19 protein-coding genes are annotated in these 22,181 nt (G+C 48.5%); 9 read left to right on the top strand and 10 right to left on the bottom strand.

Annotated features, from left to right (window positions below; genetic code table 11):
• Positions 1–670 (top strand): hypothetical protein (locus tag B3Z75_RS07760; RefSeq protein WP_294069612.1); only part of this gene is annotated, 670 nt, incomplete at its 5' end.
• A gap of 156 nt (positions 671–826) precedes the next feature.
• Here B3Z75_RS07760 and B3Z75_RS07755 read toward each other — a convergent pair.
• Genes B3Z75_RS07755 through B3Z75_RS07735 form a run of 5 tightly spaced genes read right to left on the bottom strand, consistent with a single transcriptional unit; the run spans position 827 to position 6,206 of the window.
• Positions 827–1,579, bottom strand: a complete 753-nt coding sequence (locus B3Z75_RS07755; protein ID WP_294069604.1) for a shikimate dehydrogenase family protein — start codon at positions 1,577–1,579, stop codon at positions 827–829.
• Positions 1,580–1,602: 23 nt separating this feature from the next.
• Positions 1,603–2,349 (bottom strand): bifunctional demethylmenaquinone methyltransferase/2-methoxy-6-polyprenyl-1,4-benzoquinol methylase UbiE, encoded by a 747-nt coding sequence (gene ubiE / locus B3Z75_RS07750; RefSeq protein ID WP_294069601.1) that lies wholly within the window; start codon positions 2,347–2,349, stop codon positions 1,603–1,605.
• Positions 2,350–3,300 carry a phosphoribosylaminoimidazolesuccinocarboxamide synthase gene (locus B3Z75_RS07745; RefSeq protein ID WP_294069598.1) on the bottom strand — a complete coding sequence of 317 codons (951 nt, stop codon included), beginning with the start codon at positions 3,298–3,300 and terminating at the stop codon, positions 2,350–2,352. It abuts the gene before it with no gap.
• Positions 3,301–3,320: 20 nt separating this feature from the next.
• Positions 3,321–4,283: a PhoH family protein gene (locus tag B3Z75_RS07740; RefSeq protein ID WP_294069595.1), complete on the bottom strand. Its 963-nt coding sequence runs from the start codon at positions 4,281–4,283 to the stop codon at positions 3,321–3,323.
• A 9-nt stretch (positions 4,284–4,292) separates the two neighbouring features.
• Positions 4,293–6,206, bottom strand: coding sequence for an amidophosphoribosyltransferase (locus tag B3Z75_RS07735; RefSeq protein ID WP_294069592.1), 1,914 nt, complete (start codon positions 6,204–6,206; stop codon positions 4,293–4,295).
• Between the two features lie 119 nt (positions 6,207–6,325).
• Between B3Z75_RS07735 and dgt the strand changes: the two genes are divergently transcribed.
• The 5 genes from dgt (at position 6,326) to B3Z75_RS07710 (ending at position 9,708) form a co-directional block, all read left to right on the top strand.
• Complete coding sequence (dgt, locus tag B3Z75_RS07730; RefSeq protein WP_294069589.1) at positions 6,326–7,654, top strand: dGTP triphosphohydrolase; 1,329 nt, start codon at positions 6,326–6,328, stop codon at positions 7,652–7,654.
• Between the two features lie 316 nt (positions 7,655–7,970).
• Entirely contained in the window at positions 7,971–8,372 is a 402-nt protein-coding gene (locus tag B3Z75_RS07725) for a hypothetical protein (RefSeq protein WP_294069586.1), read from the top strand.
• A gap of 10 nt (positions 8,373–8,382) precedes the next feature.
• The gene (locus B3Z75_RS07720) at positions 8,383–8,937 is read left to right on the top strand and encodes a GYF domain-containing protein (RefSeq protein WP_294069583.1); all 555 of its coding nucleotides are present in this window, start codon (positions 8,383–8,385) and stop codon (positions 8,935–8,937) included.
• A gap of 10 nt (positions 8,938–8,947) precedes the next feature.
• Complete coding sequence (locus B3Z75_RS07715; RefSeq protein WP_294069580.1) at positions 8,948–9,307, top strand: CD225/dispanin family protein; 360 nt, start codon at positions 8,948–8,950, stop codon at positions 9,305–9,307.
• A 17-nt stretch (positions 9,308–9,324) separates the two neighbouring features.
• The gene (locus B3Z75_RS07710) at positions 9,325–9,708 is read left to right on the top strand and encodes a DUF2752 domain-containing protein (RefSeq protein ID WP_349676032.1); all 384 of its coding nucleotides are present in this window, start codon (positions 9,325–9,327) and stop codon (positions 9,706–9,708) included.
• On the opposite strand, the gene uvrA is transcribed toward B3Z75_RS07710, so the two are convergent.
• Positions 9,705–12,500 carry an excinuclease ABC subunit UvrA gene (gene uvrA / locus B3Z75_RS07705; RefSeq protein ID WP_294069577.1) on the bottom strand — a complete coding sequence of 932 codons (2,796 nt, stop codon included), beginning with the start codon at positions 12,498–12,500 and terminating at the stop codon, positions 9,705–9,707. The two genes, B3Z75_RS07710 and uvrA, sit on opposite strands and share 4 nt — an antisense overlap.
• Positions 12,501–12,649: 149 nt before the next feature.
• Here uvrA and B3Z75_RS07700 point away from each other — a divergent pair, with 149 nt between their 5' ends.
• The 3 genes from B3Z75_RS07700 (at position 12,650) to B3Z75_RS07690 (ending at position 18,022) form a co-directional block, all read left to right on the top strand.
• A complete protein-coding gene (locus B3Z75_RS07700; protein ID WP_294069574.1) occupies positions 12,650–14,719 on the top strand; it encodes a cation:proton antiporter in 2,070 nt (689 codons plus the stop codon).
• Positions 14,720–14,741: 22 nt separating this feature from the next.
• Entirely contained in the window at positions 14,742–16,262 is a 1,521-nt protein-coding gene (locus B3Z75_RS07695) for a glycoside hydrolase family 10 protein (protein ID WP_294069571.1), read from the top strand.
• Positions 16,263–16,408: 146 nt separating this feature from the next.
• The gene (locus B3Z75_RS07690) at positions 16,409–18,022 is read left to right on the top strand and encodes a THUMP domain-containing protein (protein ID WP_294069640.1); all 1,614 of its coding nucleotides are present in this window, start codon (positions 16,409–16,411) and stop codon (positions 18,020–18,022) included.
• Positions 18,023–18,049: 27 nt separating this feature from the next.
• On the opposite strand, the gene B3Z75_RS07685 is transcribed toward B3Z75_RS07690, so the two are convergent.
• From B3Z75_RS07685 to B3Z75_RS07670, 4 genes are all read right to left on the bottom strand, one after another.
• Entirely contained in the window at positions 18,050–19,135 is a 1,086-nt protein-coding gene (locus tag B3Z75_RS07685) for an AMP-binding protein (RefSeq protein ID WP_294069568.1), read from the bottom strand.
• A complete protein-coding gene (locus B3Z75_RS07680) occupies positions 19,116–20,186 on the bottom strand; it encodes an o-succinylbenzoate synthase (protein WP_294069565.1) in 1,071 nt (356 codons plus the stop codon). Before B3Z75_RS07680 ends, B3Z75_RS07685 begins: the two co-directional genes overlap by 20 nt.
• An 11-nt stretch (positions 20,187–20,197) precedes the next feature.
• Positions 20,198–21,019 carry a 1,4-dihydroxy-2-naphthoyl-CoA synthase gene (menB, locus tag B3Z75_RS07675; RefSeq protein WP_294069562.1) on the bottom strand — a complete coding sequence of 274 codons (822 nt, stop codon included), beginning with the start codon at positions 21,017–21,019 and terminating at the stop codon, positions 20,198–20,200.
• A partial coding sequence (locus B3Z75_RS07670; protein WP_294069560.1) for a 2-succinyl-5-enolpyruvyl-6-hydroxy-3-cyclohexene-1-carboxylate synthase occupies positions 20,982–22,181 on the bottom strand: 1,200 nt, incomplete at its 5' end. The genes B3Z75_RS07670 and menB, both read right to left, overlap by 38 nt.

The raw sequence follows: 22,181 nt of genomic DNA, 5'->3' as shown, positions 1-22,181 counted from the left end.
GGCAAATCATTTAAAGTTTATCATTATGAAAAAAGTTATTTTATCAATTGCTCTGATGGGAGCTGTGATTACAACAGCAAGTGTGCAACAGGTCAATGCAGCCAATGAAGTATCTGCAGTTAATATAGTAATGGACGACGATAATGGATACGTGGAAGTGCAGTTGGACTCGCTGAATCCGGCAGTACAGGCATCTGTTAATGCACTAAGCGCCGAATATGATGTCAAATCATTGAAGTTTAATGCGAGCAAACAGCTTACGAAGGTAATGCTGATTAAGAAAGATGACCAATCCACAAAGAAAGTTTATCTCGATGCGGAAGGCAACGAAGTACCGGCATCGCAACATAAAGCCGAGGCCGCTGAAAAAAACAGACAGGGAGAAACTCCTTCAGTAGAAGTCTTTGAGGCAACGCAACAAAAAGAAGACGGATTCGCAAACGTCAAGTTCGAAGACCTGAATGAAAAAGTACAGCAGGCTGTCCGTAAGCTCATCGATAAATATGACATTAACGCGTTGCAGTATCATGCAGAGAAGAAAATAACGAAGGTTACTGCAACAGATAAGGAAAATCAGTCGGTAAAGACCGTTTATTTCGATGATGAAGGAAAGGAAATAACTCCGGAAGCAGCTCCACAAAACACTACAGAGGCTCCCATGTTATTATAGGAACAAACTACACTTTCGCACCTCTATATATTACTTAGTTAACTATACTTCAATCAATAACTAAGGAGTTTCTTTCGCCCTCTTTGCATGTGACATGTAGGAGGGCGTTTTTTTCTATTGGTCGCTTTCCGATTGTCTCTTTGAGTACAGGTAAATTCAGGAATTCCATATTTTCCAGGCTGTGCGGGCTTGTATCTCCAGCATCTCCCTGCCGTTTTTAGTGGTGGCACCCTGTGTTCGCCCTTTTTTCAGGAATAATGATTCTTCGGGATTGTACACAAGATCGTACAGCAGATGATTTGAACCGAGATACTGATAAGGGATGTCAGGACATGCGTCAACATGAGGAAAAGTGCCGACCGGTGAAGCGTTCACGATTAAGAGATGCGTTGATAACATTTCCCGGGACAATGCGTCATAAGTGAGTTTGTCTTTTCCTGCAGAACGGGATACATAACGCCATTCTATGCCCAGATCCCGAAGGGCTTGTGCTACCGCCTTCGATGCTCCACCGGTGCCCAGGATCAGGGCTTTGCGGTGAACAGCGGGGTTTAGCAGGGGGCAGAGTGAATCCCGAAAGCCAATATAATCGGTATTGTAACCGGTCAGTTGGTAAAAATACATGTCGCCCGGTTTCCGGTCGACCCTGATTACGTTTACAGCTCCAATTTTTTTTGCTTCGGGGGAAATATCATGCAGAAAAGGAATTACCTTTTCTTTGTAGGGGATGGTCACATTCAGTCCTTTCAGGTGCTGATGAAAGAGAATAACCCGGCGTATTTCGTGAATATCTTCTATTTCAAAATTCAGATATTCGGCATCAATCCTCTCTCTCTCGAATTTTTCTGCAAAAAACTGTGCGGAGAAGGAGTGCTTAAGCGGAAATCCAATCAGTCCGTAAGTCTTCATATTTTATTCGGTTGTCTACGAAATCATTTTACAGGTTTCTCAGCAATATACAACGTGCTGATGCCCATCGTGTACCTTCTGAGCCTGATATTTGTAAATCCGTTCTTTCTCAGAATCAACATCATTTCCCTCCCCTGCGGAAATGCAGCAATTGAAGCAGGTAGGTATCTATATGCGCGTTGTTCGGTAGCAAACAAACCCGACAAAAAAGGCATCACGTATTTTGTATAGGTGGCGTATAGTTCTTTTATAGGAGTCTTTCCGGGGGTGGTAAGTTCAATAAAGAGAAAAACACCACCCGGCTTCAACACGCGAAGCACCTCCTGAAAACTTTGGTCGATATTCTCGAAGTTGCGTACCCCGAATGCCACCGTGGCGGCATCGTAGCTGTTATCCGGGAAAGTCATGGTCGAGCAGTCCTGATTCTCAAACGAGATAATCTTTTCCAGCCCTCTTTTCTTTACTTTCTCTTTGCCAATTTCCATCATGCCGTCGGAGATATCCACGGCAGAAATCTTGTCAGGACGCAGAATCTGCTGCGCAAGAATGGCAAAATCTCCCGTTCCGGTCGCAATATCCAGGATATGTCGGGGGTGGTATTTTCGGAGTTCCTTCAACGCATCTCTACGCCAGTAATTATCGATTCCTAGCGAGAGTGTGCCATTCAGCCTGTCGTAATTGGGCGCAATCTCATTGAACATTCTGATTACCTGTTCATTTTTTGGCCGATCGGAGTCGTAGGGATTGACCTTTTCAACTTTATAGCTCATTTATGGATGTTCTTTCTTCAGATATTCTGTGATATTCTTCTCGATACGCGCTTCCAGATCGGCTGCGTCGGCTTTTACAAATTTTTCTCCCACAATCTTCTCGTAAAGTTCGATGTACCGTTCGGAAACGCTGCGGCAGTACTCGTCAGTCATTACGGGGATCTGCTGCCCTGTCTGTCCTTTGAATCCATTATCCATCAGCCATTTGCGTACAAATTCTTTCGACAGCTGTTTTTGTTCTTCCCCTTTCTCAAAGCGCTCCGCATATCCGTCGCAATAAAAATAACGAGACGAGTCGGGGGTGTGGATCTCATCGATGAGATAAATCTGCCCCTCTTTTTTCCCAAACTCATACTTGGTATCCACGAGGATCAGGCCTTTCTCTGCAGCCATCTCGGTGCCTCGTTTGAAGAGGGCATAGGTGTATTGCTCCAGCTGTTCATACTCCTCCTTGCTCACCAGTCCCTGAGCAATAATCTCTTCCCTGGAGATGTTTTCGTCGTGTCCCTCGTCTGCTTTGGTGGTGGGGGTGATTAGCGGAGTTTCGAACCGCTGGTTTTCACGTAGTCCCTCGGGCAGCGGTAACCCGCAGAGTAGGCGTGCTCCCTTCTGGTATTCACGCCAGGCACTACCGGTTATGTAGCCGCGAATGACCATCTCCACCTTATAGGGCTCGCAACGTACTCCTACAGTGACCATCGGGTCAGGCGATGCTTTTTTCCAGTTTGGTACGATGTCGGCCGTAGCATCCAGAAATTTCGCTGCGATCTGATTTAATACCTGACCTTTGTAAGGAATTCCTTTCGGCAACACCACATCGAATGCCGAAATTCGGTCTGTGGCAATCATTACCAGCGTGTCGTCCCCAATGCTGTACACATCACGTACTTTTCCGTGGTAGACCTGAGTCTGTCCTGCAAAATGATAATTTGTTTTTGTCAGCGTATCCATATGAATTGATTTGTTGATTTTTATGATAAATTGATCGGATGATTCGCTTGCTTTTCCTCTTCCTCATATGCCTCCACAATCCGTTGTACCAGCTTGTGGCGCACGATATCTTTCTTGTTGAACTCCACTGTGGCAATGCCTTTGATATGACGCAGCATCCTCATGGCATGAATCAGTCCCGATGGTTGCGAATTGGGCAAATCCACTTGCGTAATATCTCCGGTGATAATCATTTTTCCGTTTATTCCCAGTCTTGTAAGGAACATTTTAATCTGGGGTTTGGTGGTGTTTTGTGCCTCATCGAGGATGATCACCGCATCGTTGAGCGTTCGTCCGCGCATGAATGCCAATGGAGCTATCTGGATGATTTTATTTTCAATGTACTCCTTCAGTTTCAGGGGTGGGATCATATCCTCCAATGCATCGTAGAGCGGCTGCAGATAGGGATCAATCTTCTCTTTCATATCGCCGGGAAGGAATCCCAGTTTCTCGCCGGCCTCCACGGCAGGGCGGCTAAGAATGATCTTCCGCACCTGTTTTGTTTTCAATGCACGTACGGCAAGGGCTATTGCTGTATAGGTCTTGCCCGATCCTGCCGGCCCTATGGCAAAGACCATGTCGTTCATATCGAATGCCTCTGTCAGCTTCTTTTGGTTGGCAGTACGGGCCAGGATGGGTTTCCCGTTTAATCCGTGAATGATGAGGTTATCCACGTTTATTACAGTCGGAGCCTTCCCCTTTACGATGTCAAGGATGTCGCTCTCTTTCAGCACGTTCATTTCGATGCTGAACTTTTCAAGTTCGTGAATTTTTTCTTCAAATGCGACCAGCTCTTCCTCTTCGCCAACCACCTTGATCACATTTCCCCGTGCCACGATGCGCAATTTGGGGAATAACGTTTTCAACAATTGAATATTGTTGTTGTTAATCCCGAAGAAAATAACCGGATCCACATTCTCTAAAATAATTACCCGTTCAATCATCCTTTCTGTTTAGAAATTCAGTGAATATTGATGAGGAAGGCCCTCTTGTCCTTCAACGTAATTTATAAACGCGTTGTTCACCAGTCTGTTTCCGCCCGGGGTGGGGTAGTTGCCGGAAAAATACCAGTCTCCCTGGTTGCCGGGACATGCTTTGTGCAGGTCTTCAATGCTTTGGAAGACAATTTTTACTTCGGCTTTGATGTCGGACGATGTGAGCATTTGTGCTATCTTGGTCGATATCTCTTCGTCGGTAAAGGGTGCGTAGATATCTTTCACGTAATTGACGATCTCTTCTTTGCTTTTGCGGCTTTGCGCGACCGACTTTTCGTAGGTCTCGTCGATAATATGCTGCATTCCGCGCTCTTTCAAAAGGGCAATGGCAGCACGGAATGCAATAAATTCACTCATGCGCGACATGTCTATGCCGTAACAATCGGGATATCGGATCTGAGGCGAAGAGGAGACAATGACGATCTTTTTTGGGTCGAGCCTGTCCAGTATCTTGATAATGCTCTGTTTGAGCGTCGTTCCGCGTACGATGCTGTCGTCGATGATGACCAGATTGTCCTTCCCTCTGCGGAGTGATCCGTACGTGACATCGTAGACGTGTGCGGCGAGGTCGTTTCTTTTGTTACCCTGAGCAATGAAGGTGCGAAGTTTGATGTCTTTGATTGCTACTTTCTCCGAACGAACACGTCTGGAAAGGATCTGATCGATCTCCTCCTTGCTCAAGCTGTTTCCCTTTTCCAGGATGGTCGATGTTTTTTTGTGGTTAAAATAATCCTCCAAACCCTGTAGCATTCCGTAATAGGCCACTTCAGCCGTATTGGGGATGAAAGAGAATACTGTGTTGTCGAAATCATCGTCGATGGCTTCGATAATTTTGGGCACGAGCAACTCTCCCAGCTTCTTTCGCTCCCGGTAGATGTCGTAGTCCGAGCCGCGGGAGAAGTAGATCCGCTCGAAAGAACAAGGGGTGATCTTCTCTTTTCTTTCCTGGATCTGGTGCAGGCCGATATGTCCATTTTTTTTCACCACGATGGCCTCTCCCGGCTGTAGCTCATGTACCTCCTCTTTTTTCAAATTAAAGGCTGTTTGGATGACCGGCCGTTCTGAAGCCACCACGGCCACCTCATCGTCGTAGTAATAAAAAGCGCTCCGGATACCCCAGGGATCACGCAGGGCAAAAGCGTCGCCACAACCCACGAGTCCGCAGAGGGCATACCCTCCGTCCCATATTTTAGAGGCCCTTTTCAGCAGGAAGGGAATGTCAAGTTTTTCTTCGATCACGTGGCTTGCCTCTTGTCCGCTGACGTGGTTTTTTTCCAGGTGATCGTACTGGTACTGCACCTCGCGGTCGAGATAATGGCCTATTGATTCCAGCATCACAAAAGTATCGGCATAATCCCGCGGATGTTGTCCCTCAGCAATAAGCTGCTGAAACATCTCGTCCACGTTGGTCATGTTGAAGTTGCCCGCCAGGGCAAGGCTTCTTGAAGCCCAGTTGTTACGACGCAACAGCGGATGCACATAGGTCAGCCCGCTCTTCCCGGTAGTGCTGTATCGTAGGTGGCCAATGAAAAGCTCGGCCGCGTAAGGTACTGTCTTTTTTACAAATTCGATATCGCGCAACTGCTCCGGCGTGAATTTCTGAAATGATTCATGCACTTTGGAAAATATTTCTGATATGGCGCCGGATCCCATTGCCCTTTCCCTGAAAATATACTCATTGCCGGGGGATGCCTCCAGCTTCACTGCGCCCAACCCGGCTCCCTCCTGGCCGCGGTTGTGTTGTTTTTCCATGAGCAGGTAGAGCTTGTCCAGCCCATACTGCCATGATCCGTATTTGTTGTAGTAATAGTCGAGGGGTTTGAGAAGGCGGATCACGGCGATACCGCATTCGTGTTTTATAATGTCCGTCATTGATGAACCTTTCTGTAATTAAGATACAAATTTACGTTTATTTGTGGAGATTCGATTATTTTAGGACGATATCTTCTCTTAAAAATTGTGTTATCTTTGTTCAACAAAGAATCATAAAAATGAATTGGGTACAGCTATTATCTGCAGAACGCTTCGGCATGGAACAGTATACCCATGCCACGAAGCACGAACGGACGGAGTATCAGCGTGATTACGACAGGCTGATCTTCTCATCTCCTTTCCGCCGCCTTCAGAATAAAACGCAGGTATTTCCGCTTCCGGGAAGCGTGTTTGTTCATAACAGGTTGACACATAGCTTGGAGGTGGCGAGTGTGGGCCGTTCTCTGGGAGAAAATGTGGGGCGTTTGTTGCGCGCAAGGCATCCTGATTCAGAAGCTTACTTCGAAGAGATCGGGTCAATCGTGTCCGCAGCTTGTCTGGCGCATGATCTAGGCAACCCCCCCTACGGTCATTCCGGTGAAAAAGCCATTTCCACCTTTTTTTCCGAAGGTGCAGGGAGTTATCTCCGAACGGTAATTGAGAAGGATGGGGGCCGATGGACTGATTTTACCTCCTTTGAAGGGAATGCCAACGCGATTCGCCTGCTCATGCATCAGTTCAAGGGGAGGAGGAAGGGTGGTTTCGCCATGACCTATTCCACGCTGGCCTCCATTGTAAAGTATCCCTATTCATCGATGTTAAGCGGTGGAAAAAATAAATTTGGTTTTTTTGCCTCGGAAGAAGATGATTACCGGATCATTGCTAGCAATCTCGGTATTACGAAACTGCAGGATAACCCGTTGAGGTATGTTCGCTACCCCCTGGTTTATCTGGTTGAGGCTGCTGATGATATTTGTTATCAGGTGATGGATATTGAAGATGCACACAAGCTGCATCTGATCTCTACCGAAAATGCCATGAAGCTGCTGCTCGGTTTTTTTGAGCCGGAACGTCGGCAGCGACGAGTGGATACATTGAAGCTTGTGTCCGATGTGAATGAACAGATTGCTTACCTGCGTGCCGGTGTGATAGGGTTGCTTGTGGACGAATGTTCCCGGCTATTTCTTGCACACGAAGAGGAAATTCTTTCGGGAGTGTTTGCCGGTTCGCTCATTGATCGTGTATCCCCGGCAGCGGCAACGGCTTTTCAGGCCTGTTCCCGATTTGCCTATCAATACATTTATCGGTCTAAGGAAGTGTTGGATGTAGAGCTTGCAGGTTATCGAATCATTGGTTTTTTACTGGAGGTCTTCACAAAGGCGATACAAAATCCGGATCATGCTTATTCCAGATTGCTTCTAAACAGAGTTCCCGAACAATATGAAATCGATTCCCCCAGTATGTACGGCAAGATTCAAGCGGTGGTAGATTATGTATCCGGCATGACCGATGTCTATGCTCTCGATTTATATCGTAAAATTACGGGGATGGGGTTGCCGGTTGTTTGAGAAAACTTTCAATTTGACAAAAATAAATCTTTTATGTTTTTTTATTGAAATTATTTGGTGAAATTTAATTTCTTTTTTATATTTGTCGCGTGGTTTTTTCATAATAGTATTAGATTTAAGGTTAACATGTTTGGCAGGATGTCGAGAGACATTCTGCCAATTTTAATTCCCCGGATGCTGTTAAAGCTATTCATCTACAGCATATCTGCTACTAATAGGTGAAAAGAAGGCTGTACAAGACTCATGCTAAAATTAACCATAATTATTTTCGGCAGACCATAAACTTTTTTACATTTGTAAAACGATAATTGTACGTATGCGAAAAACATTCTTTACACTCTCGGTGATCTTCTTTTCTTTGTTACTGGTACAATGTGATACGGGCAACAAGGCATTACACCGGAAACTGAGCGAGATGGCGGCAGAGCTGAATGAATCGACTCCTGTTATGCTCGACAGATATACCCGGTTTGAAGAAGCTTCAGTTACGAAAGATAATGTTTTCCGCTATCGTTATAGTGTACTCAATACCTCCCATCCCGACTCGTTGGTTCAGCAGATGTCTCAATCTCTTGTAGAAAGCATCAGGCATGAGTTTTCCTCCAATCCACAGTTAGGAACTTTCAAAGAGAACCGCGTCGTTATCGAGTATGTTTATCAGGATAAAGATGGACGGGTTATCCGGATATTACGAATAGAACCCGAAGATTACCAATAAATTCAAATATATGAACCGCTACTTTTACATCGACACGGAAGGAAAGCAGAAGGGAACATTCTCTCCGGAAGAGCTTCGACAGGAACGCGTGAGAAGAGATACGCTGGTGTGGACCCAGGGCATGGAGCAGTGGAAACGTGCCGAAGAGGTGGATGAATTGCGGTTTCTTTTTACAAATGTTTCCGGTAGCTACCAGACGGCAGGAACAGACCATGATCCCCGGTATTCACGTCCGTCAGCTCCTTATGCTGCGGAAATACTCCAGCCTATGCCAAAAACCTGGCTCGTGGAGTCTATCCTGGTGACCATATTGCCTTTTGTCTTTTGCAGCAGCTTTTTGAACCTGCTCGGGATTATTGCAATCGTATATGCAGCTCAGGTTGAGTCATTTTATAACAGAGGCGATTACAGTGCAGCAGCCGAATCTTCCCGTTCAGCGGAAAAATGGACCAAAATTGCCATGTGGATTGCCATTGGTTGGGTACTGTTTATCACGATCATCGTCATTCTTTTTGTTGTTTTTGTGGGATCGTTGGCAGGCTTTGAGGAATTTATCACGACCTAATCATTCAAAAATGGAAGATCAATATTTTACCCCTCCTCCGGTTCCGGAGCAAAAGGCAGAAGCAGTGGAGGAAATTCCGCCGTTAAAGCCGAATAACTGGCTTTGGCAGTCAATTGTGGTCACATTGTGCTGTTGTGTGCCTTTCGGTATCGCAGGGATTGTATACGCTGCAAAAGTAGATGTGTTGTATTTCAACGGCAGGTACACGGAAGCGGAGGCTGCTGCCCGCTCGGCCAGGAGGTGGACCCTTGCGGCTTTCATTATCGGTATTATTGCCGCCGTTTTGTGGATTACCGTAATGTCTACCGGCAACATGCCCCAATACATGGAAAAAATTATTGAGAACAATGCAAGCGGGTATAATTTTTGACGTTTATTCTGTTTCCCGTGAATAAAGGAGCAAAAATTACCTTAAGTGTTATCGTGAGTATCATCTTTGTGGCAGTTTTGATACTCTTTTATCGGTTCGATCCGGAAGCTGAACTTTTGTTCCCCAAATGTCCTTTTTTGCTTTTCACCGGCTATGAATGTCCCGGGTGCGGCTCTCAAAGGGCCATTCACAGTTTGTTGCATTTCAAGATCGGCGCTGCGTGGAGGTACAATGCCTTTATGGTGCTGGTGGTGCCGTATCTGTTTCTGGGGATTTATCTGGAATATTTTGACAGAAGAAAACGGCACTCCCGGCTGAAAAGTCTCTTTTTTGGAAGATGGTCGGCTATGACGATCTTCATTGTAATCATTGTTTATTGGGTCTTACGAAACTTAAACTAAACCAGTTTATCCTTCAGAAAACGGCCTGTATGAGATTGCTCACACCGGACAATCTCCTCAGGCGTGCCTTCACATACCAGATAGCCCCCTGCATTTCCACCCTCTGGGCCGATGTCGATGATGTGGTCGGCACATTTGATCACTTCCATGTTGTGTTCAATAATGATGACCGTATGCCCCCTCTCTATCAGGGCATCAAATGCTTTAAGCAAGGTTCTGATATCGTGAAAATGCAATCCCGTGGTCGGCTCGTCGAATATGAAAATGGTGGGCTGAGTTTTCTCCTCGCCCAGATAGTAAGCTAGTTTCACGCGTTGATTTTCGCCGCCCGAGAGGGTGGAGGAAGCTTGCCCCAGCTTAAGGTATCCCAACCCCACATCCTGTAATGGCTGAATCCTTTTAACAATTTTTTTCTCTGCAGCACCTTTTTGACCGGCAAAGAACTCAATTGCCTGGTTCACCGTCATCTCCAGGATGTCGTAAATGGTAAGTCCCCTGTATTCAATCTCAAGCACTTCCGGCGAGAATCGTTTTCCGTGACACGATTCACACTCCAGTTGGATGTCGGCCATGAACTGCATCTCCACGGTGATGGTCCCTTCGCCTTTGCATTCTTCGCAGCGGCCGCCCTCCACGTTAAAGGAGAAATAAGCCGGGGTAAAGTCCATCTGTTTCGCCAGTGGCTGTGCTGCAAAAAGTTTCCTGATTTCGTCGAATGCTTTCAGGTAAGTGACCGGGTTGGAACGGGACGACTTGCCAATGGGGTTCTGGTCTACATATTCCACCCCTTTCATCAGTTTAATGTCGCCTGTGATGCTGTTAAATTCGGCACGCTCTAAGGCTGAACCTTTGTAGTGATGTTGCAGTGCATTGTAAAACACATCGTTCACGAGCGATGATTTCCCGGAGCCGCTCACGCCTGTGACCACCGTCATCACGTGCAGCGGGAACTTTACGTCTATGTTCTTAAGATTGTTTTGGCGGGCACCCTTTACCTCGATATAGTTGTTCCATTTGCGCCGTGTTCGGGGGATTTCTATCTGCTCTTCGCCGGTAAGGTATTTGACGGTATAGCTGTTGCTGTTCAGTTCCAGATTCGCTATATTTCCCTGATACATCAGCTCTCCTCCCAGTCGTCCCGCTTTGGGACCGATGTCAATGATGTAATCCGCCGCACGAATAATCTCTTCGTCATGCTCCACCACCACAACCGTATTGCCCAGACTTTGCAGCTCCCGCAGCACATGGATGAGCAGGTGTGTGTCGCGTGAATGTAACCCGATGCTGGGTTCGTCGAGGATGTAAAGCGATCCTACCAGGCTGCTCCCTAGGGAGGAGACCAGGTTGATGCGCTGACTCTCGCCGCCGGAGAGGGTATTCGAAAGCCGGTTGAGTGTAAGGTAGCCGAGTCCCACATCGGTCAGGAACTGTAGCCGGTTGTGAATCTCCGTGAGCAGCCGCTCGGCAATGGCGGCATCGTTCCCGTCCAGCTGTAGCCGGTCGAAAAATAGTTTCAGCTCTGTTACAGGCATCAGGACGAGTTCTGAGACAGATTTTCCGCCAATTTTCACGTAGAGCGCCTCGGGCTTTAGTCGCGCACCCTTGCATACATTGCATTCGGTCTTGCCACGATAGCGTGCCAGCATGACCCGGTACTGAATCTTGTAGAGGTTCTTTTCGAGCATCCCAAAGAAATCATTGATACCGTAGATGTCCAGGTCGTGGCGCCCGTTCCAGAGGATGTCTCTTTCCTGATCTGTCAGATCGTAATAGGCGCGATGTATCGGGAAGTCGGCTTTATAGGCATTTTGTACAAACTCCCGCCTCCATTCGCTCATCTTCTCTCCCTTCCAGCACTGTACACACTCTTCCTGAACAGAAAGGCTCTTGTCGGGAATCACCAGGTTTTCGTCGATGCCGATGATCTTCCCGAATCCCTCACATTTGGGGCAGGCACCCACCGGACTGTTGAAGTTGAACATCAGCTCTGAGGGTTCTTCGAAGGTGATGCCGTCGGCTTCGAAGCGGTTGGAAAAGACAAACGACTCCATGCCGCTTTCTCCCCAGAAACGGATGGTACATTCGCCGCTTCCCTCCAGAAAGGCAGTCTCCACCGAGTCTGATAACCGGTTGACAGTAGCCTTGTCGGAAGAACAGGAGAGACGGTCTATGACCAGCAACACTTCGTTTGCAGGAGGGAGGCTTTTTTGTTCCAGCAGCTCGTCTATCCGGTAAAACTGTTCCCCTACATCTACACGGGTAAACCCCTCCTTCAGCAGAATCTCAAGTTGCTCACGCAGGTCGCGGTTGTTTCGTAACTGTATGGATGACAAAACGGCAAGGCGTGTCCCCTCCCTGTACTCATGCATCTTTTCCACTACATCGTGTACATAATGTCTTTTCACCTCTTTGCCGGTGACGGGAGAGAGAGTTTTTCCGATGCGGGCATAGAGGAGCCTTAGGTATTCGTATATTTCGGTGGAGGTGCCCACCGTGGAGCGCGGATTGCGGGAGGTGGTTTTTTGTTCGATGGCAATCGCCGGCGGTATGCCCTTGATATAATCACACTCCGGCTTGTTCATCCGCCCTAAAAACTGTCTTGCATAGGCCGACAGGCTCTCCACATACCGGCGCTGACCTTCGGCGTAGAGGGTGTCGAAAGCCAGAGATGATTTTCCCGAGCCTGAGAGGCCGGTGATTACTGTGAAAGTGTTTCGGGGAATTTCTACGTCGATGTTTTTGAGATTGTTGACGCGCGCACCCTTTATTTCGATTTTCTTCTGATTGCTCATACCGCGATATATAACCTGCAAAGATAACTACTTTAGCGGCGCCAAAAAAGATGCCAATGTCAAATAAGTCAAATTATTTGTTTATTTTTGTCGTTGACAGCAGCTATCTTAATGCGAGAACTCTGTTCCGGAATCAACAAAGTAACCCAATGGCAGATTTTATCACAGAATTACAACATGAGTTTACGCTACCGTTTACCAATCCGGTATTGATATTCACCATTCTATTGTTTGTTGTGCTTGTTGCCCCGATACTTCTGAAGCGCTTCAATGTGCCCAGTATTATCGGATTGATCCTGGCAGGCGTAATCATTGGTCCCTTCGGCCTGAACTGGATCGATAACACGCATGGAGGAGTTGAGATATTTTCAACAATCGGGTTGCTCTATATCATGTTTATTGTAGGATTGGAACTCGATTTGGGTGAGTTTGTCCATCATCGGAACAAAAGCCTGACCTTTGGTCTTTATACATTCATTATTCCCATGCTGATAGGCTATCCGGTATGTTATTATTTTTTGGGATACGATGTGAACGCCAGCTTTCTCACAGCAAGCATGTTCTCTACCCATACACTCGTTGCTTATCCCATTGTCAGCCGTCTGGGAATAGCACGCAACCAGGCAGTGGCAATCACGGTAGGCGGCACGATCCTCACCGATACGGCAGTGTTGATCATACTGGCACTGGTGCTTTCCAACAGTGATGGCGGCCTCGATATCGGTTTTCTTTTGAAGCTTGTGATATCGCTGATTATCTTTTCTCTGATTATCTTCATCGTTACTCCGCGTATTGCCAAATGGTTCTTCCAAAAAGCCGAATCCGAAAAATATTCCAATTTTATCTTTGTGTTGTTTGTCGTTTTCTCTGCCGGCTTTTTAGTAGAGCTGGGTGGTATTGAACCAATTATTGGAGCATTCGCCGCGGGGCTGGCTTTGAACAAGTTGATACCACACTCTTCGGCGTTGATGAACCGCATTGAGTTTTTTGGAAATGCCCTTTTCATTCCCATCTTCCTGGTATCGGTCGGCATGCTGGTGGATATTTCGGTCGTTCTCAATGGCCCACGTACCCTGATTGTGGCTCTCACTCTTACCATTGTGGCGTTGGCTGGAAAATGGTTTGCCGCGCTGGCTACCCAAAAGACATTCCGATATTCGGTTACCCAGAGAACGCTCATCTTCGGGCTGAGCAGTTCACATGCGGCAGCCACACTGGCTATCATTTTGGTTGGGTACAGAGCCGGTATTCTGGATGAATATATTCTGAATGGGACAATCATCCTTATCCTGCTCACTTGCATTGTGGCTTCTGTCTTTACACAGCGATCGGCACGGGAGATTGCCATCAGCGAAGAAAATGCACCGCTGTCACCTTCCTCAATGGGACATTTTGCGGAGGAGAAGATCCTGGTACCTATTGCCAATCCGACCAATATCGGTTATCACGTGCATCTCGCCTTATTGCTGAAGGATAAGAAATCGGTCAATCCCATTTCATTGTTGGGGGTAGTGCCTAACAATAAGGAGGCAGAAAAGAATATCGTCAACTTCAGAAAAAAGCTGCAGGAATTTGTTTCTACCGCAAAGGCGGCAGAGGTGAATGTAGATATCATCACGACCATCGATCACAATTCCGCAGACGGTATCACAAGAATAGCCCGTGAAACGATGACCGATTTGGTGATCCTTGGCTGGCCTGGCAAAGCCGGTATATTGGACAAGCTGCTGGGAGAGAAAATCGAACAGATTATTAAGTATGTGGATAAGAATCTGTGGGTGTGTCACGTAGAGCAAAGACTGATTAGCCACAAGCGGATTGTCGTCATATCACCTCCTCAGGCAGAAAAAGAGGAGGGCTTTGCCATGTGGGTAAGCAAAGTATCAAAACTCTCCTCTGAGCTTTCAATTCCTGTGTATCATTTGGGCCATCCTGATACGCAAGAGATTATCTCAGGCCTGAAAAAAACGGGTAATTTCATTTTTCAGCCATTTGAGGATTGGGACAATCCCTTGTCCTGTGGAGATCAGATCAGAAAAGATGATTTGATCATCCTTATTTCAGCTCATAGCGGCTATATTTCTCATATCCCGGTATTGGAGAGCTTGCCCGGTCGATTGGAGAGCCGGTTTCCTCACTTCAGCCGTATTGTTGTTTATCCGAAACAACCACCGACAGAGCAGTTGCTCGGAAACGATGATTATATCTTTATCCCTTGAAGTATTCCATCCTGTATAACATATGAACAAAGTAACTTGGTTATTTCTTGTCGTTTTGACATTTCTTCTTTTTGCGGCTTGCAGCTCTTCAAAAAAAATGCTTACGCGGCAACCCGATGCCATACCCAAACGTGAGTTTCGGGGTGTATGGATACAGACGGTGGGGCAGTCACGTTACCGCCAGATGAATAGTGCCGCTATGAGACACTACCTGAGTGAGATGATCCGTAAGCTCGACGAGGCAGGAATCAACGCGGTCATCTTTCAGATACGTCCCGAGGCAGATGCTTTTTATAAATCGGAACTGGAACCTTGGAGCCGTTTTCTCACTGGTGAGCAAGGGAAGGCACCCGACGACCCCTCTTTCGATCCGCTTGCTTTCCTCATCGAAGAGTGTCACCGGCGGGGAATGGAGCTGCACGCCTGGCTCAACCCTTACCGAGTGAAGACCAGTATGGAAAATAGTCTGGCCTCCAGTCATATATACTGGAGGCAGCCTGATCGTTTTGTTCAGTATGGAAACCAGCTTTTCTTTGATCCCGGGCTGCCGGAGAACCGGAGTTTTATCTGCGAGGTGGTGCGCGACATCGTTACGCGTTACGAGGTGGATGCTATTCATATGGACGACTACTTTTACCCGTATCCCATTGCGGGGACTCCCTTTCCGGATGATAATAGTTTTAACACCCATGCTGCATCCCAAGGATTCTCTCCGGCGCAACGTGGCGACTGGCGGCGCAACAATGTAAACCTGCTGATACAACAAATTAAATATACCATTGCGGGGACCAAACCTTGGGTGCGGTTTGGTATCAGTCCATTCGGTATTTATCGTAACAAGCGGAGTGATCCCGGAGGGAGTGATACCAACGGACTGCAGAACTACGACGACCTTTACGCCGACATCCGGTTGTGGGTGGAGAAGGGGTGGATAGATTACAACCTACCGCAGCTTTACTGGGAGATCGGACATGCTGCAGCCGATTACACCACGTTGCTGCACTGGTGGAACAACAATAATTTCCAGCAACATCTTTACATCGGTCAGGACCTGAAGCGGAGCATCGACAAAAATGAACTTCAAACCAAAATCCAGCAGTCCCGGGAAATGGCTTTTGTGAACGGAAATTGCTATTGGTACGGCTATCAGATCCTGGATAATTTCCAGGGAGTGGCCAACATACTGAAAACAGATATCCACCGTGCCAAAGCGTTGGTACCCGCCTATACACACATGCATGACGGCCGTCCCGGCACCGTAAAAAAACTTACCGAAGTGTTTACAGAAGATATGCACTTCCTCACCTGGGAACATGATCGAAAACCGATGAACCCCGAAGCTCCGCAAAAGTTTGTGGTGTATCGTTTTCGCCATAACGAGAAAGTAGATATTAGACGGGCAGAGTATATACTCTGCGTAACGCCCGAAAATTTTTTTGTGCTGCCATACGAGGGAGGTGAGGTGAAATATACGTACGTGGTAACCGCGCTGGATGCATTCGGAAATGAATCGAAAGAGAAGAAGATAAAGATAAAACAGTGAAATATAAAAACACTATCTTTGTACTCTTATTTAGTTGAAAAAGAATGACCGAAAACGAACGATTTCGTGATGAGAATGAAGAGAGCTTAAGCCTGGCGGGCTTATCTCAGAGTGATGGAAATGCAGGCCGCAATGAACAATTTCCAATGATTGCCAAAACCATGGCAGAACTGGAAGATGTGTTGGCTGAAGAGTTGATCGCGCTGGGAGCCGACAACGTGGAGATAGGCACCCGGATGGTTTCGTTTACCGGAAACAAGGCACTGATGTACAAGGCCAACCTGCACTGCAGGACGGCTCTGCGCATCTTAAAGCCAATTTATCATTTTAAGGCAGAGAATGCCGATGAGGTTTACGAAGCAGTGAAACAGGTGAATTGGGAAGACTATCTTTCCCTTGGCGACACTTTTTCGATTGATGCCGTCGTTTTTTCGCACATCTTCAATCATTCCAAGTTTGTGGCATACCGGGTGAAGGATGCTATCTCCGACTGGTTTACCGAGAAATACGACAAGCGTCCATCGGTAAGCCTGACCAATCCGGATATCGTTTTCAACATCCACATATCACACAACAAATGTACCCTTTCGCTGGATAGTTCAGGAGAATCTCTCCACAAACGAGGTTACAGGGTGGCGCAGACGGAAGCACCCCTGAGTGAGGTGCTTGCTGCAGGCATGATCCTGAAGTCGGGCTGGAGGGGTGAATGTGCATTTGTTGATCCTATGTGCGGTTCGGGCACCTTGCTTATTGAAGCAGCAATGATTGCCCTGGGCATACCTCCGGGTATTCACCGCCAGCACTTTGCCTTTGAAAAATGGAAGGATTTCGACGAAGAGTTGTTCAGCACCATCTATAACGATGACTCGGGTGCACGTGAGTTAAAGCATCGTATCATTGGTTCCGATATCTCTCCCCAGGCAATCGCAATTGCCGAGAAGAATATCAAAAATGCAGGATTAAAAAAACATATTGACCTGAGTGTAAAATCGTTTCAGCAATATAATGAAGCCCCTGCTTCGGGAGGGGTGCTCATTACCAACCCCCCGTATGGGGAACGACTGAAAGTGGAGGAGCTGGAGGAACTTTACGCGATGATCGGTGAGCGGCTGAAGCATGTTTTTACCGGCTTTACTGCGTATATTCTGAGCTACCGGAAAGAGTCGTTCGATGCCATCGGGTTAAAGCACAATCGCCGTTTTTTTCTGTATAACGGAGCGCTGGAATGTGAGATGCGTGAGTATGAGATTTTTTCCGGGAAACGACGGGAACATCCCAGAAGCAATGCCGATTCCGACAAGCGCAGACGTAATGAATACCTGGCTGAGCGAAACTCCAGAGAAGGTTATCGTCGCTCAAAGAGAGACGAACAAGCGGAGGATGATGCGTCGCGCGGAGGCAGCAGCAGGTTGCCCGGACGTCGTGTCGACACGGAAAGTAGGCCGGGACGCCGTTTTGACGCCGGGAACCGGCCTGCCGGACGTTCCTTCGACGGCGAGAAGAAGTTCCCCAGACGTTCGTATGATGCAGAAAATACTTCCCACAGACGTTCTTTTGATGCGGAGGGTAAATCAGTAAAACGCTCCTTTGATGCTGCACATAAACCCGCGAAACGATCTTTCGGAGAAAGTAATCAACCCCGCGATTTTAAAAAGAAGGACTACTCCGGTAAGGGGGATGCACCTTTCGCCGGTCGCAGGAAAGGAGGCAATGAGAAGAAGGAGTTAACGTTGCGTCGTCCCCGAAAGAAAAATGAGTGATATTTTCTTTATTTGCTAAGGCAAACATTATACTGAATCTGGCGACAGGAGTTTCTCCATCGCCAGTTTTTTTGTGGCTACACGGTCGGTTTTGCCGCTGCCTGTTTGGGGAACAGCCTCTACAGTGAGGATATATCTCGGCTGCTGATAGCGGGGAAGAACCTTTTTTACTGCCTCCTGGATGGCAGCGTAATCGGTAGCTGCCTCTATAATGAGTACGATAGCCTCACCCAATTTCGGATGAGGTAGCGAGGTGATTGCAAAGTTTTCCTTCACATAGGGACGTAACGACTCCTCCATCTCCTCAATCTGCACCTTGATACCTCCTGTATTGATTACATTGTCTTTTCTCCCGAGAATGCGAAAAGTACTGTCGGCACGGATTTCCGCGATATCATTGGTAATCACGGGCCCGGTAGCCACCCGGGGGGCAACGATCACCAAGGTGCCTTCTTCCGACAGCGTCACGCCTACGTCCTGCAGGGGGGTGTAGTAGTTGTTTGCCTCTGCACCGTTGATTCTGCGCAACGCGATGTGCGATACTGTCTCGGTCATGCCGTAGGTGGAATAGATGGCGTTGGGGAAATCGTTCAGTGCCTCTTCCAGCTGTGGGTCGATGGCACCTCCGCCGACGATCAGTCTTCCGATTCGCGTGAGCCTTTTTTTCTCCTCTTCCCTTTGGAGGGAGTTGTACACCTGCAGCGGCACCATTGCGGTAAAATCCACCTGTTCGGAGATATTTGCCAGCGGATGTCCGGAGGGCTCCGCTATCACCAGGTTCAGTCCGGCATAAAGGGAACGCACCACCATCATCTTCCCGGCTATGTACTCCAGTGGCAGGCAAAGCAGTGCTGTGCTGCCCTCTTTCAATCCCAAAAAATCACAGGTGATCGCTGCACTTTGCAGCATCTGCTCCTTGTGGACGGTGATCTTTTTGGGTTTGCCGGTAGAGCCCGATGTGTACAGGATAAGCAGCGGGGAGGGAGAGTACCACTCTTTCAGGAAGAAAGCCAGCTGACGGTGGAAGGGCGATTGTGCGGCAAACAGTGGGAGAGCCTCATCCAAAAACTCTTCCTGGTGATAGCGGACACCCTCAATCGTGATATGGCTCATACTCCTGCAGGGGTTTGTCGGGAAAGGTGCCCGATGGGTTGAACCATAAACAGTCACCCCTGATTTCCAGCGGTAGGGGGAGGTTGTTGTAATAAAGTGAGCCGGTGCCGAGGCCCTGCGGTACGGGAGTGTCTAGGGTGGCACACCACTGTGCGATGCTGTTGAGACCGATATTTGATTCAAGGGCGGAGGTGACCCACCAGCCGATCTCCAGCTCGTTTGCCAGCGCGACCCATTCGTTACAGCCACTGATGCCACCGTGCAGCGAGGGCTTTAGGATGATATATTGTGGTCGGATGGCATCCAGCAGTGCTCTCTTTTCGGTAAAATTGTGGATGCCGATCAGTTCTTCGTCCAGCGCGATGGACAGGGGTGACGAACCGCATAACCGGCTCATCTCATCCCATTGTCCCGCCCGGATGGGCTGTTCGATGGAGTGTATCTTCAGCTCGGCCAGCCGGTGAAGCTTTTCCAATGCCTCCTCAGGAGCAAATGCACCGTTGGCATCCACGCGCAGTTCCACCTCCCTGGCAGAATAGTGACTACGGATAAAACGCAACAGTGCCAGCTCCTTTTCAAAATCAATCGCCCCGATCTTCAGTTTGATACAGCCAAAACCTTTTTCAAGTTTCGCCTCAATCTGTTGCATCATCTCCCGGAACTCACCCATCCAGATCAAGCCATTGATGGTGATCCCTGTTTCACCCCTACTGAAAGGGGTATCCCAAAGTTGCCATGAACGCTGCCTGTAATGAAGCATGGCCGTCTCCAACCCGAACAGGATGGAGGAATGCTCACGGAGCAATTCAGTGTTGATTTGCTGTTCCTGCTCCGTGAGCCGGCAATAGTCACTGAGTGTTTCGGCATACCGGTCACTGTAGTCGCAGCTCAGGTCCGGCAAGGGTGCACACTCGCCGATGCCCACGTGCGAGGGATCCTCGACGTCACGTAGCAGCACATACCATATCCGATGCTCGTGGTAGACGCCGCGCGAGGTACCGGCAGGTTGTTTGAACCGTAGTGTGTAGGGAATGATCTCAATCCGGAACATGGATACACTTTTCAGGGTAGTTTCGGAAACTTTTTGAAGTCGGGTTTTCGCTTCTCCAGAAATGCCTGCTTGCCCTCCTGGGCTTCGTCGGTCAGGTAATAGAGCATGGTGGCATCACCGGCCAGTTCCTGAATGCCAGCCTGTCCGTCCAGTTCTGCATTGAGACCCGCCTTGATCATGCGAAGTGCAAGGGGGCTGTGCTGCATCATCGTCTCGGCCCACTCCACTACCTCGTCCTCGAGGCGGTCGTAAGAGACCACCTTGTTCACCAGCCCCATCTCCAGTGCCTCCTGTGCGCTGTATTGGCGGCAGAGGAACCAGATCTCCCGTGCTTTCTTCTGTCCCACAATGCGGGCCAGATAGGAGGAGCCAAATCCGGCGTCGAAGCTGCCTACGCGGGGACCCGTCTGCCCGAATATGGCATTGTCGGAGGCGATGGTCAGGTCGCACACAACGTGTAGCACGTGTCCCCCGCCGATGGCATAGCCATTCACCATGGCGATCACCGGTTTGGGGATGGATCGGATCTGCTTCTGCACATCCAGTACGTTGAGGCGCGGCACCCCGTCTTTACCGATGTATCCCCCTTTTCCCTTCACGTTCTGGTCGCCACCCGAGCAAAATGCCTTGTCGCCGGCGCCGGTAAGGACGATCACGCTCACCTCCTCCATTTCGCGGCAGAGACGCAGGGCGTCGCTCATTTCACTGGTCGTTGTCGGCGTGAATGCGTTGCGGTAACGGGGGCGGTTGATGGTGATGCGGGCGATGCCGTTATAAAAATCAAACAGGATATCTTCATATCCTTTGATGGTTGTCCATTCTCTCTGTATCATTTTTGTTATTTTTTTGTTGTTGGTAATAGGACGCGATCTGCTTTTGGTTCCCCTCCATCGAGGTAAATACCTCCAGTAAAACAGGCTGTCTCCCTTCGTGGTTCACGAATAACGACAATTGTTGCTGCAGCTCTTCTGCATTGTGGGCAGAAAGGTAGTGAATTCCCAGTTGCTTTGTCCACCCCTTTGCAGAGGTCGTATGAGTGGCCGAGATGTAACCGGGCAACGCTTCTGATTCGTTGAGTCCAGGAAGGGTGTGAAAGATGCCTCCTCCTCCATTGTTGTTCAGCAGGATGCGCAGGTTGGGCGACAAGTGCCGGTTCCAGAGCCCGTTCATGTCGTAGAAGAAGCTCAAGTCGCCAGTCAGTAGGAAGGTAAGCCGCCCTGAAGCAGCGGCATACCCTACAGCCGTGGAGAGCGAGCCCTCGATGCCGTTGGTTCCCCGGTTGCAAAAACGATGTACCGAGGAGGGAATGTCGAACAGCTGCGACAGGTAAACGCTGTGGCTGTTGGCCAGATGCAGCGAAGCATTGTCTGGCAGGTTTTTCAAAAGTAGACCAGCCGCAAAGAGATCGGAGTAGGACGCATCGGGCTCTGTAACAGGTTGACAGGCTTTTTCCCACCGGGTCGCATATGTTGTGGATGCAATATCGGTCTTTGTTCCCGCCAGATAACGCAGGAATGTTTCGGGGTCACTATACACAATATCGGTCACCTGTTGAAAGGTGTCGGTGATCTCTCCGGAAGGAGAAATGTGCCAGTGTTCCCGGATGGTGGCAGCACGGATATACTGTTTCAGCCGCTTTGAGACAACGTGTCCGCCCAGGGTGATCACCAGCTCGGGCGTCAATTCCTGCAGTTCTTCCTCCGATGCAGTACGAAGTACTACATCGAAACGGGAAGTGTTTCCAGCGGTGATGTTGGAGAGCTGATCGGTCAGCACTACCACCCCGTGCTCCCTGGTAAGTTTGTCCAACAGGCCCGATACATCATTCTTGGGCGGCAGTTGACCGGCAATGATCATTCGTTTTGAACAACTCTGAAATCGGGCTGCATACCGATCTTCTTCCCGGATGGTATGCTCTGCCCCGGAACGACGGATTACCCGCACAGAGGGCAGTGCATCGACGTGAAACCCAAACAGCGGCTCGGACAGCGGGAT

Origin of the sequence: Proteiniphilum sp. UBA1028 (assembly GCF_002316955.1) — a bacterium.
GTDB lineage: Bacteria > Bacteroidota > Bacteroidia > Bacteroidales > Dysgonomonadaceae > Proteiniphilum.
Note: the sequence above shows the minus strand (reverse complement) of the source record. Positions and strands in the feature narration are given on the sequence as shown.